The sequence below is a fragment of the Lentzea alba genome, assembly GCF_011067745.1.
GTDB classification, from domain to species: domain Bacteria; phylum Actinomycetota; class Actinomycetes; order Mycobacteriales; family Pseudonocardiaceae; genus Lentzea; species Lentzea alba.
This window is the reverse complement of the sequence record NZ_JAAMPJ010000005.1, coordinates 203,899-226,726: the sequence shown is the minus strand read 5'-3', so window position 1 is coordinate 226,726 and position 22,828 is coordinate 203,899. Positions and strand designations below refer to the sequence as shown.

At 69.7% G+C, this 22,828-nt stretch carries 20 protein-coding genes; 12 read left to right on the top strand and 8 right to left on the bottom strand.

The window, feature by feature from the left end; genetic code table 11:
• Positions 1-55 precede the first annotated feature (55 nt).
• On the top strand, positions 56-991 hold the full coding sequence (locus G7043_RS19965; RefSeq protein WP_166047490.1) for a GlxA family transcriptional regulator: 936 nt from the start codon (positions 56-58) through the stop codon (positions 989-991).
• Here G7043_RS19965 and G7043_RS19960 read toward each other — a convergent pair.
• From G7043_RS19960 to G7043_RS19950, 3 genes are read right to left on the bottom strand one after another with little or no spacing between them, the layout of a single operon-like run.
• Entirely contained in the window at positions 970-3,294 is a 2,325-nt protein-coding gene (locus G7043_RS19960) for an AfsR/SARP family transcriptional regulator (protein ID WP_166047488.1), read from the bottom strand. The two genes, G7043_RS19965 and G7043_RS19960, sit on opposite strands and share 22 nt — an antisense overlap.
• Positions 3,291-4,814 (bottom strand): PH domain-containing protein, encoded by a 1,524-nt coding sequence (locus tag G7043_RS19955; RefSeq protein WP_313887978.1) that lies wholly within the window; start codon positions 4,812-4,814, stop codon positions 3,291-3,293. The genes G7043_RS19960 and G7043_RS19955 overlap by 4 nt, the downstream gene beginning before the upstream one ends.
• Complete coding sequence (locus G7043_RS19950; protein WP_449279970.1) at positions 4,811-5,293, bottom strand: PH domain-containing protein; 483 nt, start codon at positions 5,291-5,293, stop codon at positions 4,811-4,813. Before G7043_RS19950 ends, G7043_RS19955 begins: the two co-directional genes overlap by 4 nt.
• 307 nt (positions 5,294-5,600) lie before the next feature.
• Between G7043_RS19950 and G7043_RS19945 the strand changes: the two genes are divergently transcribed.
• Positions 5,601-6,839, top strand: a complete 1,239-nt coding sequence (locus tag G7043_RS19945) for a helix-turn-helix domain-containing protein (protein WP_166047486.1) — start codon at positions 5,601-5,603, stop codon at positions 6,837-6,839.
• A gap of 237 nt (positions 6,840-7,076) precedes the next feature.
• On the opposite strand, the gene G7043_RS47655 is transcribed toward G7043_RS19945, so the two are convergent.
• From G7043_RS47655 to G7043_RS19930, 3 genes are read right to left on the bottom strand one after another with little or no spacing between them, the layout of a single operon-like run.
• Complete coding sequence (locus tag G7043_RS47655; RefSeq protein ID WP_207311432.1) at positions 7,077-8,405, bottom strand: helix-turn-helix domain-containing protein; 1,329 nt, start codon at positions 8,403-8,405, stop codon at positions 7,077-7,079.
• Between the two features lie 27 nt (positions 8,406-8,432).
• Positions 8,433-9,932 carry an AMP-binding protein gene (locus G7043_RS19935; RefSeq protein ID WP_166047484.1) on the bottom strand — a complete coding sequence of 500 codons (1,500 nt, stop codon included), beginning with the start codon at positions 9,930-9,932 and terminating at the stop codon, positions 8,433-8,435.
• 52 nt (positions 9,933-9,984) lie between these two features.
• On the bottom strand, positions 9,985-10,185 hold the full coding sequence (locus G7043_RS19930; RefSeq protein ID WP_166047482.1) for a hypothetical protein: 201 nt from the start codon (positions 10,183-10,185) through the stop codon (positions 9,985-9,987).
• A gap of 176 nt (positions 10,186-10,361) precedes the next feature.
• On the opposite strand from G7043_RS19930, the gene G7043_RS19925 reads away from it, so the two are divergent.
• Complete coding sequence (locus G7043_RS19925) at positions 10,362-11,549, top strand: NAD(P)/FAD-dependent oxidoreductase (protein WP_166047480.1); 1,188 nt, start codon at positions 10,362-10,364, stop codon at positions 11,547-11,549.
• On the opposite strand, the gene G7043_RS19920 is transcribed toward G7043_RS19925, so the two are convergent.
• A complete protein-coding gene (locus G7043_RS19920) occupies positions 11,546-12,016 on the bottom strand; it encodes a MarR family winged helix-turn-helix transcriptional regulator (protein ID WP_166047478.1) in 471 nt (156 codons plus the stop codon). The genes G7043_RS19925 and G7043_RS19920 overlap by 4 nt on opposite strands.
• 82 nt (positions 12,017-12,098) lie before the next feature.
• Between G7043_RS19920 and G7043_RS19915 the strand changes: the two genes are divergently transcribed.
• From G7043_RS19915 to G7043_RS19905, 3 genes are all read left to right on the top strand, one after another.
• The gene (locus G7043_RS19915) at positions 12,099-12,680 is read left to right on the top strand and encodes an FMN-dependent NADH-azoreductase (RefSeq protein ID WP_166047476.1); all 582 of its coding nucleotides are present in this window, start codon (positions 12,099-12,101) and stop codon (positions 12,678-12,680) included.
• 10 nt (positions 12,681-12,690) lie between these two features.
• A complete protein-coding gene (locus tag G7043_RS19910) occupies positions 12,691-13,077 on the top strand; it encodes an NUDIX hydrolase (protein WP_166047474.1) in 387 nt (128 codons plus the stop codon).
• A 62-nt stretch (positions 13,078-13,139) separates the two neighbouring features.
• Positions 13,140-14,990: a glycoside hydrolase family 97 protein gene (locus tag G7043_RS19905; protein ID WP_166047472.1), complete on the top strand. Its 1,851-nt coding sequence runs from the start codon at positions 13,140-13,142 to the stop codon at positions 14,988-14,990.
• Here G7043_RS19905 and G7043_RS19900 read toward each other — a convergent pair whose 3' ends face one another.
• Positions 14,991-16,100 carry an MFS transporter gene (locus G7043_RS19900; RefSeq protein WP_166047470.1) on the bottom strand — a complete coding sequence of 370 codons (1,110 nt, stop codon included), beginning with the start codon at positions 16,098-16,100 and terminating at the stop codon, positions 14,991-14,993.
• A gap of 176 nt (positions 16,101-16,276) precedes the next feature.
• Between G7043_RS19900 and rox the strand changes: the two genes are divergently transcribed.
• The 6 genes from rox (at position 16,277) to G7043_RS19870 (ending at position 22,782) form a co-directional block, all read left to right on the top strand.
• Complete coding sequence (gene rox, locus G7043_RS19895) at positions 16,277-17,704, top strand: rifampin monooxygenase (protein WP_166047468.1); 1,428 nt, start codon at positions 16,277-16,279, stop codon at positions 17,702-17,704.
• Between the two features lie 45 nt (positions 17,705-17,749).
• Positions 17,750-18,700: a tetratricopeptide repeat protein gene (locus G7043_RS19890; protein ID WP_166047466.1), complete on the top strand. Its 951-nt coding sequence runs from the start codon at positions 17,750-17,752 to the stop codon at positions 18,698-18,700.
• The gene (locus tag G7043_RS19885) at positions 18,700-19,026 is read left to right on the top strand and encodes a hypothetical protein (RefSeq protein ID WP_166047464.1); all 327 of its coding nucleotides are present in this window, start codon (positions 18,700-18,702) and stop codon (positions 19,024-19,026) included. Before G7043_RS19890 ends, G7043_RS19885 begins: the two co-directional genes overlap by 1 nt.
• Before the next feature lie 80 nt (positions 19,027-19,106).
• The gene (secD, locus tag G7043_RS19880; RefSeq protein WP_313887977.1) at positions 19,107-21,227 is read left to right on the top strand and encodes a protein translocase subunit SecD; all 2,121 of its coding nucleotides are present in this window, start codon (positions 19,107-19,109) and stop codon (positions 21,225-21,227) included.
• A gap of 10 nt (positions 21,228-21,237) precedes the next feature.
• Positions 21,238-21,609, top strand: a complete 372-nt coding sequence (locus G7043_RS19875) for a VOC family protein (protein WP_166047460.1) — start codon at positions 21,238-21,240, stop codon at positions 21,607-21,609.
• 12 nt (positions 21,610-21,621) lie between these two features.
• The gene (locus G7043_RS19870; protein WP_166047458.1) at positions 21,622-22,782 is read left to right on the top strand and encodes a lactate 2-monooxygenase; all 1,161 of its coding nucleotides are present in this window, start codon (positions 21,622-21,624) and stop codon (positions 22,780-22,782) included.
• Positions 22,783-22,828: the final 46 nt, after the last annotated feature.

Here is a 22,828-nt window from a genome sequence, read left to right as displayed (position 1 = left end):
GAACGCCGATCCGACGACCAGTGGCCCGCTGGCCAACATGTGAAAGAATCAGGCCATGCACCGGATCGTCGTGCTCGCGCTCGAGAAGTCCGTCGCGTTCGACATCGGCACGTCGACGCACATGTTCGCCCGGCTCGCGGACCGCTACGAGGTGGTCGTCTGCTCGCCGGACCGCCGGCCGATCCCGACCACCGGCGGCTTCACCATCGCGCCCGAGCACGGCTTGGAGGCGCTCCAAGACGCGGACACGGTGCTCGTGCCGGGCACCCGCTACCCGCCGGCGCGGGAAGGCCGGCTCGAACCGGCCGTCCTGGAGGCGCTGACGACGACGAACGCGTCGCGGATCATGTCGATCTGCACGGGTGCGTTCGTGCTCGCCGCCGCCGGACTGCTCGACGGCAGGCCCGCGACCACGCACTGGGAAATCACCGACCAGTTCCGCGCGCTGTACCCGAAGGTGCTCCTCAACCCGGACGTGCTGTTCATCGACGACGGCGACATCCTCACCTCCGCAGGGGTCGCCGCCGGCATCGACCTGTGCCTGCACGTCATCAGGTCCGACCACGGCAGCGAGGTGGCGAACTGGGTCGCCCGCTACTGCGTCGTCCCGGCGTGGCGGCAGGGCGGCCAGTCCCAGTTCGTCGACCGCCCGGTGCCGACGTACCCGGACACCTCCACCGCGCTCGCCCGCGAATGGGCCTTGGAGCGGCTCCAAGAACCGCTCGACCTCGCCGCGATGGCCGGTCAGGTGCGGATGAGCGTGCGCACGTTCACCCGCCGGTTCCGCGCCGAGACCGGCATGTCACCGGGCCAGTGGCTGACGCAGCAGCGCGTCGACCGCGCCCGGCACCTGCTGGAGTCCACGGACCTGCCGATCGACCAGGTCGCACGGCACGCCGGGTTCGGGACGGGCGCGGCGCTGAGGCAGCAGCTCGCGGCGTCGATCGGGGTGTCGCCGAGCGCCTACCGTCAGACTTTTCGTTCGGCCTGAACCTTGGCTCGCACCCGGTCCGCCTCGGGCTCCTGCAGCTCCTCGTAGATCGTGAGCGCCTGCTCCCAGTGCGCGGTGGACCCGAGCGCGTCGCCGATCAGCTCCAGCGACGTCGCTTCGAGCTTGCGGCTGCCGTGCGCCCGCGCCAGGTCCAGCGCGATGCGGGCGCTGTCGAGCGCCTCGGCGAGCTCACCCCTGCTGAGCTGCATCTCGGCCACGTTGCAGTGGCAGTCGATCACCCCGATGTGGTGGTCCGCCTTCTCGTACAACGGGAACGCCTCGCTGAACTCGCGTTCCGCCTCCTCGAACCGGCCGACGCGACCCAACAGGATGGCGAGGTTGTGCCGGATCACCGCTTCGGTGCCGGGCTGGTCGGCCTCCAGCGCGGCTTCCCGGTAGCACTGCTCGGCCTCGTCGTACCGCTGCTGCTCCAGCAGCGCGTGGCCCATCGAGGAGAGGGCGAGCGCATGGGCGTTCGGGCTCACCTCGGTGCTCACGGGAAGTGCGCGCTCGATCCAGCGCAATGCCTCGTCGAAGTCGCCCATGCGGTGATGTGCGGCGCTGATGTTGAAGAGCGTGCGCAGCCGGGGTTCGGGCAGACCCTCCGTCGAGGGCAACGCCACTGTGCAGACGCGCAGCCAGGTCAGCCAGTCCGCGCGCAGCCAGAGGTACCGCGACAACGTCTGCGCGAGCTGATGTGCGTGGGTGGGCGCGGTGTCGACGGCGGTGACGATGTTCGTCAGTTCGGCGTCGAACCACGCCATCGCGTCTTCCGGTGTGTCCAGGGGCGGTGTCTCGGCGGGCCGGTGCCGCAGCTGGAAGTCGGTGTCGGCGCGGGGCAACGGCATCAGGCCGTCGGCGATGTCCGCGCAGTGCAGGTAGTAGTCCAGCAACCGGTCGAGCGCGGCTTCCCGTCCGGGTTCCGGCAGTTCGGCCGCGTAGGCCGACAGCAGGTCGTGGCACCCGAACCGGCCTGCGGTCTCGCTGACGAGCTGTGCCCGCTCCAGTTCCGCCAAGGCGTCCCGGACGTCCGCCCCGGCCAGCGCCGCCGCGGAGTGCACGTCGACGACCCGGCCGCCGAGCAGCCGGAACAGACGCGCCGCGGCGGGGGAGAGCTGCCGGTAGGACCACGAGAAGACCGCCCGCACGTTCGTCGTCGAGTCGTCCTCGCTGAGCACGTCCAGCCGGGCGTCGGCCAGTTCGTCCGCCAGCTCCCGCAACGGGAAGGACGTCGTCGCGGCACGGGCGGCGACCACGGCGAGGGCGAGCGGCAGTCCCGCACACCTGGCCACGACGTCGTGCACCGCACCCGCCTCGGCCTGGACCCGGTCGTGGCCGAGATGGCGGGCGAGCACCGCCACCGACTGGTCGGGGGTCAGCGTCGTCAGCGTGATCGGGTGGCCCAGCCCGGTGAGCTGGTCGCGACTCGTCACGACCACCAGGCAGTCGGGACTCTCCGGCAACAGCGGGCGGACCTGGTCCGCATCTCGGGCGTTGTCCAGCAGCACCAGCATCTTGCGGCCCGCGAGCAGGCTGCGGAACAGCGCGGCTCGTTCGTCCACAGTGGAGGGAAGCTGGCCGGCGGGCACGCCGAGCGCGTCCAGGAACCCGCGCAGCACGTCCTCGGGCCTGGCCGGTTCGCCGCGCGGGTCGAAGCCGCGCAGGTTCACGTGCAGCTGACCGCCCGGGAAGAGATCGGCGACGGCCTGGCACCAGCGCACCGCCAGGGTGGTCTTGCCGACGCCCGCCGTGCCGGTGACGACCACGACCGGGCCCGCGGCGCTGAGCGCGGCCAGTTCCGGCTCGCGGCCGACGAAGTGCGGGTTGGCGGCGGGCAGTTGATGCGGCACCGAAGCGGTGAGCCGCCGGTGTTCTGCGGCGAGCCGAGCGATCTCCTCGCGGTGCAACGAGTCCGACACGACGTCGGGCAGCAGCGGCCCGCGCCACAACGACAAGGCCTCGGCGAGCGCGCCCGAAGCGACGAGCTCGCGGAACCGCAGCAGGTCGAGCTGGTCCGGCCGGACCAGTGCCACGTACCCGTTGGCCGCTGTCGCCACCACGTTCGCCTCACCCAACGCCTTGCGCAGCCGCGCGACGACCAGGTGAACGGCCTGGGCCGCGCGACCGGGGCTCGGCGGGGAGCCGTCCCACAACCAGCGAGCGATCTGCTCGACGGACACGCTCTCGTTGGCGTGCAACAACAACCCGGCGAGAACGGCGTGAACCTGGCCGGCCGGGAGCCCGATCGCCTGCCCCCGTGCCGTCACCTCCAGGGTGCCGAGCACCCGGAACTCAGCCGTCATTCGCCTTCTCGGAGCAGGAACGGGCGCAGCAGGTCCGGCACGGCCTCGTCGGCGAGCGCCAGGCCGTCGGACTCGCCGACGTCCGTCACGTGGTAGACGCCCGCGCCCGCCGCGGTGGTCGCGCCGATCGTCATCAACCCGCTGCGGCGCTGGAAGAACGACCGCCGGATGCGCCAGCCGATGATGCCGGTGCGCTGCAACGCGACCGTGCTGCGGACCAGGGAGTTGTTGCGGGTGACCAGATAGCGGTCGTCGAGCGCGTTGCCGAGCGAACGGTAGTTGTCCCAGCCGACCAGCGCGGCGAACGGGATGATCGCGACCGGGATCGGCCACGCCCACGCCGGCGCCCAGATCGCGAGGCCGACGGCGATCACGACCCACGGCACCACGTGCCGGATCACGCTGCGGCGCAACGCGGCGAACGGGTGCTTGCGGAGCTTGCGCAGGGTCGGGTCGTCGTGCACCTTCAGCACGTCCTGCGAGACCTGGTGCGCCACGGACAACGGCGCGGGCGGCAGCAGCAGGTTGCTCTCGCCCTTCGAGCCCAGGCCCGTCGTCACCGCGGCCAGCTTCGCGCCCTTGCCGGCCCGCACCAGCAGCGGTTCCTGGATGTCGACGCCGCGCAGCCGTTGCTCCTCCACCGAGACCGACCGGGTGGTGAGCAGACCCCGTTGCACGCGCAGGGTTCCGTCCGGCTCACGGGTCAGCCGGTAGTTCCAGAACTGGAGGATGTAGAGCGGGATCGAGAGGACCAGCCCGACCACGATCAGGGCGACGGCGGCCGCGCCGATCAGCGTGAAGCTCGGGTGCTCGAACAGCCACTCCCACAGGTCCTGGACCGGGTGCAGGCCGAGGTCGTCCGCGTAGTTGGACAGCACCCCGAACACGGCACCGATCGCGACCAGACCCGACAGCGAGAGCGGCGCGAACTTCAGCCACTTCAGGTCGAGCTGCGAGATGACCTCGGACTCCGCGACCACGGGCTCCGCGTGCGGTTCGTCCGGCGAGACCGGCTTCGGCGCGACTGTCTTCTGCAGCAACAACAACCGCAGCCGTTCGGCCTCCTGCGACGTCACCGCGTCGAGCGTGAGGCCGTCGGTGCCGGGGACGTCCTGCTGGCCGGTGCCGATCCGCACCGCCGACAACCCGAAGATCCGGTGACCCGGCTTCGAGGTGAGGTCGACCGTCCTGATGCGATCACGCGGCACCGCGAGCTGCTTGCGGGTCAGCAGACCGGTGTGCAGCTCGACCTGGTCGTCGGTGATGCGGTACTTCGTGGTGCGCCAGATGAGATAGCTGAACGCGAGGATCGCCGCGACCGTGGCGCCGCTCGCGATGAGGCGCCACTTCTCGCCGTTGCCGGTGAACAGCAGCACGAGGATCGGCACCAGCATCGCGATGCTCTCGTTGAGCGGCCGCACGATCAGCATGCGCACGTGCAGGCGGTGCCACTCCGCCAGCGGCTCGGTGAACTCCGGTGCGGCGGGCAGTCCGGCCGGCACCCCGGCGGGCGTGGTCACGTGGCATCACCCGGCGTGGCCTGCGTGGTGTTGGTCAGCTCGACCACGAGCTGCTGCGCCACCTCGTGGTCCAGCCCCTCGATCTCCACCGGGCCGGCGGCCGACGCGGTCGTCACCGTGACCGTCGCGAGCCCGAGCAACTGCTGGAACGGCCCGCGCTTGGTGTCGATCGTCTGGATCCGCGACACCGGGGCGACCCGCCACTCCTGGTTCAGCCAGCCCGAGAGGGTGTACACCGCGTCCGGCGTGGTCTCCCAGCGGTGCACGCGGTAGCGCCAGCTCGGCTCGACCGCGGTGTGCACGACGCCGACGACGAGCGTGGCGATCAGGAGGGCGAGCTCCCACGTGGGCGGCTCGTCCACCAGCAGGAACACGATGAGCTGGGGCACGAAGAGCACGAGCCAGAACACCGCGGCCTGCATCGTCCACAGCAGGACCGACTTGGGACTCACCTGGTGACGAGGCGTGCGCAGTTGCAGAGTCACCCCTCAAGGGTGCCTCACGGGCAACCGGGTGTGTGCCCAGGTGTGCCAATTGGTGTCCCGGTGGTGAGGTGGTCTCGCTTGCGAGGGAGGCAAGACCACCTCAACCGGTCAAAACGATCAGCGCCCGTTGTTGCAGGGAGCCACGTACGGCGGGGTGAACGGCATCGGGCTGCCGTCGCGCTCACCGGCCGACGCCGGTGCCACCGCGATCGCCACAGCGCCCAAACTGAGGATCACTGCTGCGACGGTTCGAGCGATAGTGTTCAACTTCATTAAGGGGCTCCTTCGATAGGTGGCGGCCGTGGATGAGGGCAGGAAGTCGTTGACGAGGTTCGGTGCGCGCCTGCGGGCGGTCCGGCTGCAACGCGGTTTGTCGCAAAAGGACCTCGCGTGCCCCGGCGTCTCCATGAGCTACGTGTCGCGGCTCGAGTCCGGCGAACGGGTGCCGTCGCCCACCGTCGTGCGCAGGCTCGCCGAGGTGCTCGGTGTCGACCCGTCCGAGCTGATGGTCGACGAGGACCGCACCGCGATGCAGGACGAGGCGCTGGCGTGGTGCGAGGCGCTGCTCGCCTACCACGACGGTGACCTGGTGATGGCCGTCGACCTGCTGGAAACGCTGGGAAAGCGGTCGGACGAGGAGATGTTCGGCTGGTGCGTGCGCTGGACGCGCCTGGTGATGCTCGCGCGGCAGCAGGACCACGAGGGTCTGCTGATGGCGGCGGCGAAGCTGCGCAAGTCGTGGTCTCCCGGTCCGGCGGTGGACGCGCTCGTGGAGATCCTGCGCGCTTCCTCGTTGCGGCGCCTCGGCCGGACGGCCGAATCCGTGAAGGCCGCGAGTGAGGCCGTCGAGCTGGCCACCGGTGACGGCGAACGGGTGCGTCGCGTCAACACGCGCGCGCTCATCTCGTTGTGCGCGGAGCTGACTGCGGCGGGCCGCCTGGCCGACGCCGAACAGGTCGTGGACCAGCTTTCCCTGCGGCTGCCCGAACTCGGCCGCGACCGGCTCGCCATCTCCACCTGGTGGGCGCGGGCCAAGGTCGCGGATCGCCTGGGCGACCGGACCGAAGCGGCGCACTGCATCCGTGAGGCCGTCGACATGCTCGACGACTTCGACGGCGATCCCGAGTACCGCTGCCGCGTCCGCCTCGCCGGGGCGGCGATCACGCTGCGCACGCCCGGCGCGAACCTCGACTACGTCGTTTCGTTGCTGGACAAGGTGGAGACGACGGTCGCGGCGATGCGCCGGCAGGACGGTCTCCTCGCGCACGCCCGCGCGTTGCGAGCGGAACTCGCTTTGCGGGACGGGGAAGTCGACCGGGCGCGGGAGCTCGCGGAGAGCGCGCTCGCGACCGGGCGGCTGGACGCCGAGCAGCAGCTGCGGTGCCACCTGCTGCTCGTGCGGGCGGCGGACGAGGTCGACCCGGACGGCAGCGTCAGCGCGCGCACCGCGCTGGCCGCGCTGCTGGAGCACATCAATCCCGAGGGTGTTGATCCACTCCTGTGGCGCGACGTGGCCCGCATCGCGCTGCGCAAGCACTGAGCGTGCGGGTGCGGGGCGCGCAGCGGCGGGCGCTGGGCGACGTTGCCCGGTCATGACCGCCCCTCGCTCGTTAACTGGACACCTTGTTAACGGAGCATGACACAGACCAGTTACCCGTCACATCACCCAATTCCACTTCGCCGAGGTGGGTAAAACACCCAAGAACCGGCAGTACCCCGTCGACGGCAAGCGGCCGAACGGGCGATGGAACACCGGTCTGCTCGGACCAGTTGTCAATTAGTTGACAATAGATGACTCGGAGTTGGTCAAGCTCATCCACCACACGATGGCTCCGGCACGCCCGTTGACGTCAAGCGTGGTGTAGATCCGCTGGAGGTGGTTCTGCACGGTCTTGGGGGACAACCCGAGCGTTTCCGCGATCATCGCCGTGCTCGCTCCGGCGGCCACGAGCCGCAGCACCTCGATGCCGCGCTTGGTGAGCCCCGCCCGCAACGCGCGGGCGATCCGGGTGTTCGTGTGCTCCGCCGTGCCGGTTTCGTGCAACTCACCGGTGTGCGGGACACGCACCACGGCGTCCTCGCGCTTGGGCTCGAAACGCCTGTGCGCCAACTGTTCCACGAGTCGTGACGACAGGTCGTGCTCGCGCATGCGCAGCAGATCGCGCCCCTCTTGCAGCTCCCACAAGCGGTACTGCTCCAACTGGAGCCGCGCGTGCCGCAACGCCCGTTCGAGGTCCCTGGATCGTTCGTACGCCTCGCTCAACTGCTGATGGGCGTGCACGGCCACTTCCCGTGCCAGGCAGCTCATGGCGAGCTCGGCGGCCTGGGTCAGCTGGCTGATCTGGTCCGGGTAGCGCCCCCGCGCCCCGCTCAGCCTGGCGCGCGCCATCAGCGCCTCGGCCCTGGCCACCGGCCGGTTCCTTCCGGCAAGCAACTGGTCAGCGCGCTGCCAGCTGCGGTGCGCGCGGTCAAGTTCACCCAGATCGATGCGCACGTGTGTCAGCAGTACGTTGACCATCGCCATCCGCACCGGGTCGCCGACCTGCTTCCACCGGTCGCGCACCTGCGCGCACAAGGCTTCCGCGCGCCGGAGCTTGCGCACGCACGGTTCGCCGTCGAGGCTGCAGCGGTTCTCCGCGGTGCGGATCATGCAGTGCTCGTGGTACTGCATGCGCATCACTCGTGCCTGTTCGAACAGCACCGAGCCGATCAGCTCGCTGTCCCCGGTGAGCTCGGCGAGTCCGAGCGCCCTGGCGAACGAGTTGAAGCTGCGTTCCCGCGAGTCGAGCCGCAGTTCCACCACCGCACGGGAAAAGCTGCATCTTGCCTGCAGTCCGATGTGGCGGTTCGCCGCCGCGATCTCCTGCACGCGGTCGATGGTGTCGAGCGCGCTGGGCCACAGTCCGCGCTTGCCAAGTGCCACGGACTGCGCCAGCACGCCCTCCGCCACGCCCTCGACGTCGTCCAGCCAGGCGAACGCGGCAACGGCTTTCTCGGCGTACTCCAGAGCTTCGCCTGGTCTGCCTTCGTCCAGAGCGATACGTGCCTCGCGCAGGTTGTGCACGGCGTTGGACCGAGGATCGGTGGTCCGGCCGGGAACCGTCATGGTCGAGCCCCCTCTACGGGGCTGAGCCTAGCGCTGTTCGCGCAATTGACGTTTCAACACTTTTCCGGCCGCGTTGCGCGGCAACTCGTTGACGAAGAAAACATCCCGCGGAACGGAGAACCGCGCGAGGTTCGCCTTCACGTGTTCACGCACGTGTTCCGCCGTCAGGGTTTTTGCGCCGACAACGAACGCGACGAGCCGCTGGCCGAACTCGTCGTCCTCCACGCCGAGCACCGCGACCTCGGTGACGCCGTCCAGGTTCGAGAGCAGGTCCTCGACCTCGCGCGGGTAGACGTTCTCACCGCCGGAGACGATCATCTCGTCGTCACGGCCGGCCACGAACAGCAGGCCGTTGCGGACGTAGCCGAGATCGCCGGTGGACATCAGGCCGTTCAACGACTCCTTGCTGGTGCCGTTGGTGTAACCGTCGAACAGCATCTCGTTGCCGACGAAGATCCGCCCGGTCTCACCGGGTGCCACCGGCTCGCCTCGATCGTCCACAATGGCCAGCCGGGTGCCGAGCGGTGGTTGTCCCGCCGTGCCGGGTTCCCTGAGCATCTCCTCGGGCGTCGCGATGCTGGCCCAGCTCACTTCCGTTGAGCCGTAGAGGTTGTAGAGCACCGGGCCGAACTCTTCGAGCGTGCGGGCGGCGACGCGCGGCGGCAGCGACGAGCCGCTGGACGCGATGATCCGCAGCTTCGGCCGGTGCGGGGTCTCCAGCATGCGTTGCAGCATCACGGGAACCACGAACATCGCCGTGCACTTCTCGGCGTCCTTCAGCGTCTGCTCCGGGTCGAACTTCCGGCGCAGCACCAGGGTGGCGCCGAGCACGAGACCCAGCTGGAACGCGGCGAGGCCCCAGGCGTGGAACAGCGGGGAGGTGATCGAGATGACGTCGCCGTGCTTGAGCGGGATCCGGGACAGCAACGCGGCGGCGGGCGCGAGGCTCGCGGGTTCCGGCCTGCGCGCGCCCTTCGGGGTGCCGGTGGTGCCGGAGGTGAGGATGATCAGCCGGCCACGCGGGGGCCGGCGGGGCAGCGGCGTCGTCGGTCCGTTGGCGATCAGCGACTCGAGTTCGTCGCTGAAGTAGGTGGGGACGTCGGGCAGCAGGTCGGCGAACTCGCGGTCGGCGACGATCCGGTCGATCTTCTGGTCCTGCGCGACCTGCGCCAGTTGTCCTTTGCTCAGGCCGGTGTTGAGCAGGACGGCGTCGGCGCCGATCTTCGTGCACGCCGTCATGGTCTCGATGAAACCGCGGTGGTTTCGGCACAGCAGGCCGATGCGCTCCCCGGTGCGGAAGGCGTGCGCGAGCCGGCTGGTGCGCTCGTTCACCTCGGCGTAGGTCAGCACGCCGTCGTCGTCGATGATCGCCGCGCGGTCCGGGTGCCGTCCGGCGCCGGTCTGGTAACCCCACGCGAGCGTGATGTTCCAGTGCAGATATCCGCGCACGGTGCCGGAGAGCCCTCGCGGGCCCAACGGCCGGATCACTCCGGCTTTGGCCAGGGTCAGCAGCACGCGGGTCAGCATGGGCCCACTCTGCCATCTACCTACTTGCGAGTAGGTAACGCTGTGACGGCGGTCACACGTTGGTGTCGGACGCGGCGACGACGGCTTCCCTCAGCGCTGCCCGCAAACGACCGACTTCCAGCGGCGTCAGCACGGCGGCTTCACCCGGCGGCACGTTGATCACGATGTGCCCCTGGCTGACGAACACCGTCAAGTCCCGTCGGCGCGAAGCGATGTCGCGGCAGCTCACCTGCCACTCCTCTTTGGCTCCCACGGGTTTCTTCCTCCAGCTCGCTCAGCGCACCGGCCCGGCGGTCCCGGTGCTCACCTAGTAGAGACGTGTGTCACCGGCGGTCATGACGACGGTTTGGCGTTCTCCATCGGGCGACCGTGCCGAGCTGCGGATAGCGTCGCACGTGGGACGAGACTTGGTCACCTGGAGGGGTGAAAATGGCGGAACCGCAACGCATCGTGATCGTCGGGACTGGCCTCGCCGGCGCCTCCGCGGCGAGCGCGCTCCGAGACCGCGGCTACGGTGGCAAGATCACCATGTTCGGCACCGAGAACCGTCGCCCGTACGAGCTTCCCGCGCTGTCCAAGGACATCTTGCTGGGCAAGACCAACGAACCCGCGTGGGTGCACGAGGCGAGTTTCTACGCGGACAACGAGATCGACCTCGAACTCGGCGTGTCGGTGCTGGAGGTGCGGCCCGGCGATCACTCGATAGTTGACTCCAACGGAGCAGTGCGTTCCTACGATCGGCTCTTGCTCGCGACGGGATCGCGCCCCCGTGTTCTGCCTGGCGCGCAAGGACATGTGCTGCGCACGCTGACCGACTCGCTGACGTTGAAGTCGGAACTGCGCGAGGGCAGGCACGTCGTGATCGTCGGCGCGGGCTGGATCGGCTGCGAGGTGGCCTCTGCGGCCCGCACGCACGGTTGCCGCGTCACCGTGGTCGACCCGCTGGCGGAACCGCTGGTCCGCGTCCTGGGCACCGAGATGGGCGTGATGTTCCGCGGCCTGCACGAGGAACACGGCGTCGAGTTCAAACTCGGCACCGGCGTGGCGGGCTTCTCGCCGTCCGGCGTGCGGCTGGACGACGGCACCGAGCTGATCCCGGACGTGACGGTGCTGGCCGTCGGCGCGACCCCGCGACTCGAACTCGCCGAGGCCGCCGGTCTGGAGCTCGCGGACGGCGGCGTGGCCGTCGACGCCGCGTTGCGCACGTCCGTGCCCGACGTGTTCGCGGCCGGCGACATCGCGGCGCACGCCCACCCGCGCCACACCCACCGGGTCCGGGTCGAGCACTGGGCGAACGCGAAGGACCAGGGCACGCACGTGGCGGGGTCGCTGATCGGGCTGGACGAGCCGTACCAGAAGTCGCCGTACTTCTTCACCGACCAGTACGACCTGGGCATGGAGTACCGGGGCCTGGCGGACCCTTCCGACGAACTGGTCGTGCGCGGCGATCTGGCGTCACGGCAGTTCATCGCGTTCTGGCTGCGCGAAGGGCGGCTGCGGGCGGCCATGAACGTCAACGTCTGGGACGACGGCACGGCCCTGAGCGCGTTGGTGGACGCGCAGGCGACCGTGACGCCGACTCAGCTGCGAGAGGCGGATCTGGGCTCGCTGGCCTAGATGCAGGAACCGTGCATCGGGCCCTCGCCGCGGGCGAGGTCGCTCAGGGCCTTGTGGATGATCGCCATTTCCTGATCGGAGAAGCGGGCGCGGAAGCCGCGTTCGACCTCGGCGAGCGCTGCTCCCGCCTGCTTCTGCAGCTCCAGGCCTTCGTCGGTGATCACCGGCGTGCGCACCCTGCGATCCTTCGGGTCGGGCACCCGCGTGATCAGGCCGAGTCGCTCCAGCTTGTCGAGCTCGCTGGTCAGCGTGGTCTTGTCCAGGCCGAGCATCGCCCCGAGCTTGAGCTGGGTGCGCTGCAGCTCCTCGTTCGCGAGCGCCTGCAGGATCAGCTGGCCGCGCAACGTGATGCCGAACTTCGTGATCTCGTCGGCGAAGGCGGCCCCGACCCGCTGGGTGGCGCGGTGCAGCAGCCAGTTGAAGTCCCACTTCTCCACGCAAGCGGAAATCAGCTGCTGGTCCTCCATGTGGTCCATCCTACATCCCGGCGCAGATGTTCTGGACTCAGAACATCTTGACTCGGAAGTTCTTCGCTCGTATGTTCTTGGTATGACCAATCTGCTGCACATCGACACGAGCATTCGCTACGAGGGGTCCGTGACCAGGGAGATCTCAGGTCAGTTCGCCGACGTCTGGCGGACCGTGAACCCCGGCGGTGGCTACACCTACCGCGACCTGCACGCGTCGCCGATCCCGCACAAGGACGGCACGGACCAGGGCATCGAGGCCGGTCTGATCGCCGAGGTCGACGCCGCCGACGTGATCCTCATCGGCGCGCCGATGTACAACTTCTCGATCCCGTCGACCCTGAAGGCCTGGATCGACCAGATCGCGACCTCCGCGCACTTCGCCCGTGAGGACGGCACGTTCGAGTGGGGCGGCAAGCGCGTTGTCGTCGTCACGGCTCGTGGTGGCTCGTACAAGCAGGGCACGCCGCGCGAGGGCTTCGACTTCCAGGAGCCGTACCTGCGCGCCGTGCTGTCGATGGTCGGGCTCGACCACGACCTGCAGTTCGTGCACGCCGAGTTGACGCTGGCGGACGTGGTGCCGCAGATGCACGAGTTCCGCGAGCTGGCGGTCGAGTCGCGGGCCGACGCGCAGCGCGTGGTGAAGGAACTCGCCTCGGCCTAAGGTCGGGCATGTGATCGACAAGGTGGCGTGGGTGCACGTCGTGGACGGCCGGGTGCTCGTCGCCCGTTCGCACGGCAAGGACACCTTCTACGTGCCCGGCGGCAAACGCGAGCCGGGGGAGTCCGACGTCGAGACGCTCGTGCGCGAGATCCGCGAGGAGCTGTCCGTCGACGTGTCCGGGCCTGAGCTGATCGGCGTGTTCGAGGCTCAGGCGCACGGTCGTGCCGAGGGGGAGACCGTGCGGATGACCTGCTACACGGCGACTTTCGCCGGAGAGTTAAAGCCGGCGAGCGAGATCGCCGAGCTGGCGTGGTTCACCACCGCCGATGCGGACCGGGTTTCGCCGGTCACGCGAGTCATCTTCAGTCATCTGGAGTCGAGCGGGCTGCTGGCCTAGTCTGGTAAGCGCTTTCCCAACCCTGTCCACCTACCGCCGCCACGCTGTAGGGAGTGACAAGCATGGGGTCTCGCAACAGATCGGTCGTGCTGGCGGCAGTGTGTGCGACCGCCGCCGGCGCGCTGGTCGGAACGACTCCCGCCATCGCGGAATCCGGTGAGTGGCGCGTAACCGCGCCTGTTGGTTCTCAATCCGTTGCACCAGAAGCATTCGTCCGGCTCGACAAGGGGAGGTTGAGCCTTTCGGTCCGGCGCGGCGGCTCCACGGTGCTGGAGCCGTCCGCGCTGGGCATTCGCACCGCTGACGCCGACCTGACCTCGGGTTTGAAGTTCATCGGGTCGTCGTCACGGCTCGTCCAGGACTCGTACACGACCGTTTCCGGTAAGAAGCGTCAGCACACCTACGTCGGCACTGAGACGACGTTCCACCTCCAACGGTTGGCTACGCGGTTGGACGTCGTGGTGCGCACGTCCGCAGACGGCGTGGCGTACAAGTACGTGCTGCCGTCGGACAAGTGGGCGACTGTGCTCGGTGAGGCGTCCGAGTTCGTGGTGCCGTCAACGGCTGACAAGTTCCTTCTGCCGTACGACAACGGGCGGGGTGACTACGAGTCCGCGCACGTTCGCGTTGCCGAGAAGGGCGTCGAGTACGGCTATCCGGCGCTGTTCCGCGTTGGCGACTCGTGGCTGCTGCTCGCGGAATCTGATCTCGACGGCCGTTACGGCGGTTCGCGCGTCACCTACGACGGGTCGCGTTATCGGCTCGTGTTGCCTGATCCGGCCGAGACCTCGGCTGGTCCACTGGCCACGCCCTGGCGCGTGCTCGGCGTCGGGTCGTTGGCCTCGTTGACGGAAAGCTCGCTGATCACGTCACTGGCGTCGCCGTCGAAGATCGCCGACACCTCGTGGATCAAGCCCGGTACCGCGGTGTGGTCGTGGTGGGGCGACGGCACGGGGAACTTGGCTCTGCAGAAGCAGTACGCCGACTACGCGGCTCGTCAGGGCTACCGGTACAACCTCGTCGACTCCGGGTGGAGCGCCGACTGGATCCCCGAGCTGATCTCGTACTCGAAGGCACGAGGCGTGGAGACCTGGCTGTGGGTGCGGTGGCAGACCATCGACACCGACAGCGAACGGGAGCGGCTCTTCGCCCTGTACCGCTCGTGGGGCGCGGCCGGACTGAAGATCGACTTCGTGGAGTCCGACGGACAGGACCGCATGCGCTGGTACGACGCCGTGTACGCGGCGGCCGCGAAGTACCGGCTGATGCTGAACTTCCACGGCGCTCCGATTCCGCGCGGCGTCGAACGCACCTGGCCGCACGTGCTGTCCGTCGAGGCGGTGAAGGGCGCGGAGGGCACCAAACCGCGTCCTGGCCGAGAGCCGTTCCCGATCGAGCACTACCTGACGTTGCCGTTCACCAGGAACCTGACCGGCCCGATGGACTTCACGCCGGTGACGTTCTCCGGTGTGCGACCCAACTCGGACGCGGCGGAGCTAGCGCTGGGTGTGCTGTACGAGTCCGGCGTCCAGCACTTCGCGGACAAGATCTCCAGCTACGCCGCGTACCCGGTGGCCGAGCAGTTCCTGCGGACCGTGCCGGCCGCGTGGGACGAGACCAGGCTGGTCGCCGGTGATCCGGGCAGGCTCGCGGTGCTGGCCCGCCGTTCCGGCACGACCTGGTTCCTCGGTGCCGGGGTGGCGGGTGATCCGCGTGACCAATCGGTCGGAACGGGATTCCTCGGCGCCGGCTCGTGGTTGGTCGAGCTGTACCACGACAGCCCGACGGGCAAGATCGCGTTCGACACCAGACGTGTCGCGGCGGGAGATTCCCTGACGGTGCCCGTGGCTCGCAACGGTGGCTTCGCGGCCCGGCTCTGCCAGGTGCCGCCGACCGCCACCACCTGCGACTGATCACTCCACCTGGTCGGTCGCCCGCCGCGCGGGGGTCTGGTGCGCAGTGAAGCGGCGCGCCCGGCCCCCGCGTGTCCAGATCGCCGCCGCCGCGGTGAGCACGGCGATGATCACGTAGATCGCCGCGAAGCTGAGGTGCGCCACGAGAGCGGCGCCCGCCGCGAGTCCCAGCGGCACGGCGCCGAACACGAGGCTCATCGCGGTCGCGCTGACCCGGCCCATCACCGCGGGTGGGGTGTTCCGCTGCACCAGTGTGGCCACCGCGATCACGGTCCAGGCGAGGCCGATGCCGGCCACGAACCCCGAGACGAGCACCATCGGCAGCCACGCGATCGTCCTGGCCAGCGCGGCCACGGCCATGAGCAGGAGACCGATCCGCACGTCGGCGCGCTTCCCGGTCAGCCCGGCGAGGACGGAGCCCGCGCCCTGGGCGGCGGCCAGCACGCCGAGCAACTCCGGTCCGTGGTGCAGGCCCTTCTCCACGAGCGGGAACGCGGCGGCGGTGTTGAGCGAACTCGCGAACAACGCCGTCGCCGCGCCGGCGATCGGCCAGGTCAGCGCCTTCAGGTGGGGCCAGCTCGGGGACTCGCGCGGCGCGGGCGGTGGTTCGTCGACCCTGATCATGCTGGTCGCCGCCGCCGCGAGCAGGAACGACAGCGCGTCGATCGCCACCACCGGCCACGCGCCGTACGCCGCGAACAGCGCGGCACCCGCAAGCGGTGCCACGAGCTTCATGCCCTCCTGCAACGACATGCGCAGGCCGTTGGCCCTGGCGAGCTGGTCCTGGGGGAGCATCGCCACGAGCAACGCCGGTTCCGCCGCGCTGACCAGCACCGACTTCGTGCCGTAGAGCAGCAGGACCGCGAAGATCACCCACGGCTCGTCGGTGAAGAACAGCACGGCCAGCGCCGGGACGATCGCGAGATCCGTCCAGATCAGCAGCGGCTTGCTGCGATACGAGTCGGCGACCCGGCCGATCCACGGCGAGAGCACACCCGGCGCGTAGAGGCACAGAAGTGCGAGCGTGGCGAGGGCGTCGCTGCCGGTCAGCGACTTCATCCAGATCCCCGCGACCAGCATCATCGCGCTCGTCCCGAAGAACGACAGCACGAGGCCGGCGAAGTACCAGCGAACCAGGTCGCACCCCCAGATACGACGAAAGGAGGCGAGCCCGGCTCTCCTCCCACTTCAACATATAGCGCACCGGGGGCCTTGCCACAAGACCCCACCTGTGCTTCATCATTTCCCGGCCAACGTCATCTACCTGGGGAAATGGGGAAGACTCCATGATCGACGTCATCATCGCCGGCGGTGGACCGACCGGCATGATGCTGGCTGGCGAACTGCGGTTGCACGGCGTGAACGTGGTTCTGCTGGAACGGGACCCGGAGCCGACGAAGGTGGTCAGGGCACTCGGCCTGCACGCCCGCAGCATCGAGATCCTGGACCAGCGCGGCCTCGCGCACCTGGTGCTGGAGCCCGGCACGACGCACCCGCTCGCCGGGTTCTTCGCCGGCCTCGACAAGCCCGCGCCGGAACGGCTCGACACCAAGTACCCGCACGTCCTCGGCCTGCCGCAGCCGGTCATCGAGCGCGTGCTGGCCGAGCACGCCACCGCGGTCGGGGCCGAGATCCGGCGCGGCGCCGAGGTGACCGGGTTGTCGCAGGACGACGAGAGCGTGACCGTCGAGCTGGCCGACGGCACGTCGTTGCGGGCGCGGTACCTGGTCGGCTGCGACGGCGGCCGCAGCACCGTGCGCAAGCTCGCCGGCATCGACTTCCCCGGCGAACCCTCGCGGGTGGAGACGCTGCTGGGCGAGATGGAGATCGGCATGCCCTGGGAGGAGGCCATGCCGTTGATGCTGGAGATCCGCAAGACGCACAAGCGGTTCGGCATCGGCCCGATCGGCGGCACCGGGACCTACCGGGTCATCGTGCCCGCCGAGGGCGTGAGCGAGGACCGCGCGATCATGCCGACCCTCGACGACTTCAAGCGGCAGCTGGTCCAGATCGCGGGCACCGACTTCGGCGTGCACGATCCGCGCTGGATGTCCCGCTTCGGTGACGCCACCCGGCTGGCCGAGCGTTACCGGTCCGGCCGGGTGTTCCTCGCGGGCGACGCGGCGCACATTCATCCGCCGACCGGTGGGCAGGGCCTCAACCTGGGCGTGCAGGACTCGTTCAACCTGGGCTGGAAGCTCGCCGCGGCCGTGCACGGCTGGGCGCCCGCGGACCTGCTGGACAGCTACGAGGCCGAACGGCAGCCGGTGGCCGAGGAGGTGCTGAACAACACCCGAGCGCAGATCGAGCTGATGAAGGTCGAGCCGGGACCGCAGGCGGTGCGGCGGCTGCTCACCGAGCTGGTGTCGTTCGAGCAGGTGAACAAGTACCTGGTCGAGAAGATCATCGCGGTCGCGATCCGGTACGACTTCGGCTCCCCGAACGACCTGGTCGGGCGGCGGATCGGGGACCTCGCGCTGAAGCGGGGCGGGCTTTACGCCCAGATGCACGCCGGTCGCGGGATTCTGCTCGACCAGACCGGTGCGCTGTCGGTGGGCGGCTGGGCGGATCGGGTCGACCACCTCGTCGACGTCAGCGAGGAGCTGGACGCGCCCGCGCTGCTGATCCGTCCGGACGGGCACGTGGCGTGGGCCGGCGACGACCAGCAGAGCCTCGACGCCGAGCTGACCCGCTGGTTCGGCACCGCTCGCTGAGGTCACCCGTTCGAGGCTCGGACGCGCTTTGTCACACTGTGCGGCGTGTCCGAGCCGACGACCGCCGTGCTGCTGCGTGCAGCCGAGTTGACCGCCGAGGGGTTGCCGCAGCAGGCGATCGACCTGCTGCGTCCCCTCGTGGCGGCGAACCCTCGGCACGCCGAGGCGTGGTGCCGGCTCGCGGCCGCCCACCTCGATCTCGGTGAGGCGGACCAGGCGCTCGACTCGGCCAAGCGCGCGATGATCCTCGACGGCGAGCCCGCGTGGCCGCAGCGGCTGGCCGCGCTGGCGTTGAGCGACCTCGGCCGTCCTGCCGAGGCCGCCGTCGCTGCGCGCGAGTCCGTGCGCCGCAAGCCGGGCGACTGGCGTTGCTACGTCGTGCTGGCCGAGGTCCTCGCGAACTCCCCGGACGGCGCCGTGGAGGCGTTCGACGCGGCGCTGCACGCCTCCCAGCTCGCGTCCACCGAGCCGCGGGCGTTCCAGGTGCTCGGCGACGCGGCGCTGCGCATGCGTGACTGGGGCACCGCGGAGCACGCGTACCGCGCGGCGATCAAGCTCGACCCGTCCGACGCCGACTCCAAGGCGAACCTCGCGACCGTGCAACGGCGGCGGTCCGCCAGGCCCGCGCCGCCGCAGTTGAACAAGCCGCAGGTGTGGCGGGCACTGCGGACGCTCTCGTTGCTGCTCGTCGGCGGCGGTTTACTGGCGTTGATCGCGGGCATGCCGCGGCCGACGCCCTACCTGGGGTTCTTCACCGGCGCACTGGTCTTGTGCTGCGTCGTCGTGGGCCTGCGGCTGCGTCCGTTCACGGTGTTGTTCGGCCTGCGCAAGCTCGTGGTGACGGTGTCGCTGCTCGCCGCGTCCGCGGTGATCCTGACCGGCTGGACGGTCGCGTTGCTCTTCGGCGCCACCACGATGCAGCCGCTTGTGCTTTCCTGGTTGTGCGCTGTCGTCGGTGGCGCGCTCGTGTACGTCGGGGGAGGCAGGAAGCGGTGATGCGTCGCAACGCGGTCGCGCTCGCGTTCCTGCTGTTCCTCGGCCAGCTGTTCATCATCGCCGCGCCCGCCGAACCGGCGCTCGCCGACGGCTCGGTCATCCGGCACGGCCACGACTTCGCGAACCTGCCGGTCACCGCGCCGAAGCCGCACAACCTCCAGGCAGCCCAGGTGCCGCAGGCCCAGCTGCCGATGGACGTGCCGCCGGTCGCGAAGCCCGCGCTGCCCAAGCGGTTCGTCGTCGCCTACACCCGGCACGTGCACCACCTGCCGCACGGCGTCCACTGGACCCCGCAGCGGGACCGTTCACCGCCTTCCGGTCGCTGAAACCCGTTTCTCAGCAACCACTTTCATCCCGGAAGGCTCACTCACCCATGTCGCGCGACAACGCGCGACGAGGGCTGCTCGTGCGCGGTCTCACAGCGCTCGGGGTCCTCGTCGCATCCGCTTTTCTGCTGCTCACCACAGATCCGCGCCTCGGCCTCGACCTGCGGGGCGGAACCCAGATCGTCCTCGAAGCCAAAGGGGACTCCGACGCCGCCGACCGTTCTCTGGAGGTCCTGCGCCGCCGCGTCGACGCACTGGGTGTCGCCGAACCGGTGATCGCCCGCTCCGGCGAGAACCGCATCGTCGTCGAACTGCCCGGCGTCCAGGACCCGGAAGAGGCCGTGAAGGTCCTCGGCCGCACCGCGCAACTGGTGGTCCAGCGGGACGGCCAGACCGTCATGACCGGCGAGGGCATCTCGGACGCTCAAGCCGTCCGCAACCCGCAGGGCGCGGGTTTCGTGGTCAACATCCAGTTCCAGGGCGACGCGCCGGCGAAGTGGCAGAAGGTCACCGGCGAGGCGGCCTGCGAACCGTCCGGCACTCCCGGCCGGCAGATCGCGTTCGTGCTGGACGGCAAGCCCATCTCGTCGCCTGAAGTCAGCCTCGACACGCCCTGCGGCGCAGGTCAGGCAGGCGGTGCCACCACGATCACCGGCCGGTTCGCCGCCGACGAGGCCAAGGAGCTGGCCCTGGTCATCCGTTCCGGCGCGCTGCCCGTGCCGGTCGAGGTGATCGAACAGCGCACCGTCGGGGCGACCCTGGGCGCGGACGCGATCGAGGCCAGTGCCCAGGCCGCGATCATCGGCATCGCGCTGACCTCCGTGTTCCTCATCTTCGCGTACCGGCTGGCCGGGTTCCTGGCGGTGGTGGCGCTGGTCGGTTACGCGGGCGTGGCCTATGCCGGGCTCTTGGCGGTGGGCGCGACCTTGACGTTGCCAGGGCTGGCCGGTTTCGTGCTGGCGATCGGCATGGCGGTCGACGCGAACGTCCTGATCTTCGAACGAGCGCGCGAGGAGTACGCCCGAAAACCGAACCTGCGCCGTGCCGCGGAGGGTGGTTTCCGTGGTGCGTTGAGCGCGATCGCCGACTCGAACGTGACGACGCTGCTGGCAGCCGGGTTGCTGTTCTGGCTGGCCACGGGCCCGGTCCGGGGCTTCGGCGTCACCTTGACCATCGGTGTGCTGGCGTCGATGTTCAGCGCTCTGGTGCTGTCGCGCGTGCTGGTCGTGTGGGTGCTCGGTACGCGGTTCGTGTCGAAGCGTCCTCGGCTGAGCGGCCTGCACACGCTCGGCTGGGTCCGGCAGCGGCTGTCGATCGTGCTGTACCGGCGCCCGTCGCGGTGGCTGATCAGCGCCGGCGTGCTGGTGCTCGTGGCGTTCGCCGGCCTGTTCGTGCGCGGCCTGAACCTGGGCGTCGAGTTCACCGGCGGCCGCATGCTCGACTTCACCGCGGGCGGCCCGATCGACGCCGGCCGGGTCCGCGGCGCGTTGTCCGACGCGGGTTTCTCCGACGTGGTCGTGTCCTCCTCCGGCAACGAGGTCTCGCTGCGCACCGGCCCGATCGACGACGCCCAGTCGTCGAAAATCGGTCAGGTCGTGTCCTCGGCCGTCGACGGCGGCGCCCGCCAGTCCAGCAACGAGCTGATCGGCCCGTCGCTGTCGTCCGAACTGCGCCGCAACGCCGTGATCGGCCTGGCCATCGCCGTGCTCGCCCAGCTCGGCTACCTGGCCGTGCGCTTCGACTGGCGCCTCGGCCTCGCCACCGTCGCCGCCCTGCTCAGCGACGTGCTGGTGCTGGTCGGGGTGTTCGCGTGGATGGGCAAGACCGCCGACGGCGTGTTCCTCGCGGCCCTGCTGACCGTGATCGGCTACTCGGTGAACGACTCCGTGGTCGTGTTCGACCGCCTGCGCGAACTGCGCGGGTCCCGTCTGAAGGCTCCGTATCCGGACGTGGTGTCCGACGCGGTCGTCCAGACCGTGCCACGCACCGTGAACACCGGCATCGGCGTGCTCTTCGTGCTCGCCGCGCTGCTGGTGCTGGGCGACGGCTCCCTGGCCGACTTCGCGACGGCGTTGCTGATCGGCCTGATCGCGGGCACTGCGTCCACAGTGGTCACCGCGGCTCCGGTGGCGTTGTGGCTCGAGTCCCGCTGGCCACGACGAGCAGTTTCGAAGAAGCGCCCGGCGGGGGTGCGCGCCTAGCGTCCTTCGCATGATTACTCATGCGCACTCGGTGACCGTCAACGTCCGCTCTCTGGACGAAGCGGTGTCGTTCTACGTGGGCGTGCTGGGCTGGGAGAAGCGGCAGGACAGCGACGAGGCGGGCATGCGCTGGCTGACCGTCGCTCCTCCCGGTGCCCAGACCGCCTTCGCGCTGTCGGTGAACGACACGCCCAACGTGTCCTTCTCGATGGGCTGCGGCATCTCGCTGATCACCGACGACATCGACGGGGACGTCGCTTCGTTCGAGCTGAAGGGGGTGCGGGTCAAGGCGGCGCCGGAGACCATGCCGTGGGGTGACCGCGCGACGTGGTTCTCCGACCCGTTCGGCAACGAGTTCTTCCTGGTGCAGCCGGTTTCGTAGCAAGCTAGGCGCATGACCTCATTCGCCGCGTACCAGAACGAGATCTACCTGCAGGGGCTCGGCGGCGCGGTGCCGCCGTTCACCACCGATCCGAACGCGCTGGAGCAGTCCGCGCGCGACAGGCTGGGGCCGGGGCCGTTCTGGTACGTGGCGGGAGGTGCGGGCTCGGGCGCCACCGTGAAGGCGAACCGCGCCGCGTTCGAGCGCGTGCAGATCGTGCCGCGGATGCTGACCAACGCCACCGAGCGGCATCTCGGTGTTTCGGTGCTGGGCACCGAGCTGCCGGCGCCGGTGATGCTCGCACCCGTTGGTGTGCAGTCGATTCTGCATCCGGACGGTGAGCTGGCGACCGCGCGAGCGGCGGCCGAGCTCGGTGTGCCGATGGTGTTGTCGACGGCCTCCTCGCACACCATCGAGGAAGTCGCGGAGGCGTCCGGCGACGGGCCGCGCTGGTTCCAGCTGTACTGGCCGAACGACCCGGACGTGTGCGCGTCACTGCTGGAGCGCGCGCGTAAGGCCGGCTACACCGCGTTGGTCGTCACGCTCGACACGTGGACACTGGCGTGGCGGCCGCACGACCTGGACCAGGCGTACCTGCCGTTCCTGCGTGGCGTGGGCACGGCGATTCCGTTCAGCGACCCGGTTTTCCGCGCTGGGCTGCAGAAGTCGCCCGAGGAGGACCTGCCGATGGCCATCCTGCGGTGGGTGCAGCTGTTCACCGGTACCGACAAGTCGTGGGACCAGCTGGCGTTCCTGCGCGAGCACTGGGACGGGCCGATCGTCCTGAAAGGAATCCAGCACGCGGACGACGCGCGCAAGGCCGTCGAGTTCGGAATGGACGGTGTCGTCGTGTCCAACCACGGCGGGCGCCAGGTCGACGGCGCGGTGGGGTCGCTGGACGCGTTGCCGTCGATCGTCGAAGCCGTGGGGGAGCAGGTCGACGTGTTGTTCGACTCAGGCATCCGGACCGGTGCGGACATCGTGAAGGCGCTGGCCCTGGGGGCCAAGGCCGTGATGGTCGGACGGCCGTTCGCCTACGGGTTGGCGCACGGCGGTCAGGTCGGGGTGCGGCACGTGTTGCGCAGTCTGCTCGCGGACTTCGACCTGACGCTCGGGCTGTCGGGTCACCGCAGCCCGGCCGAGCTGGGCCCCGACGCGCTGCGGTTCTCCTGACGACTTCGGCCGGGCCACAGCTGCGACCCGGCCGAAGTGGCGTTCT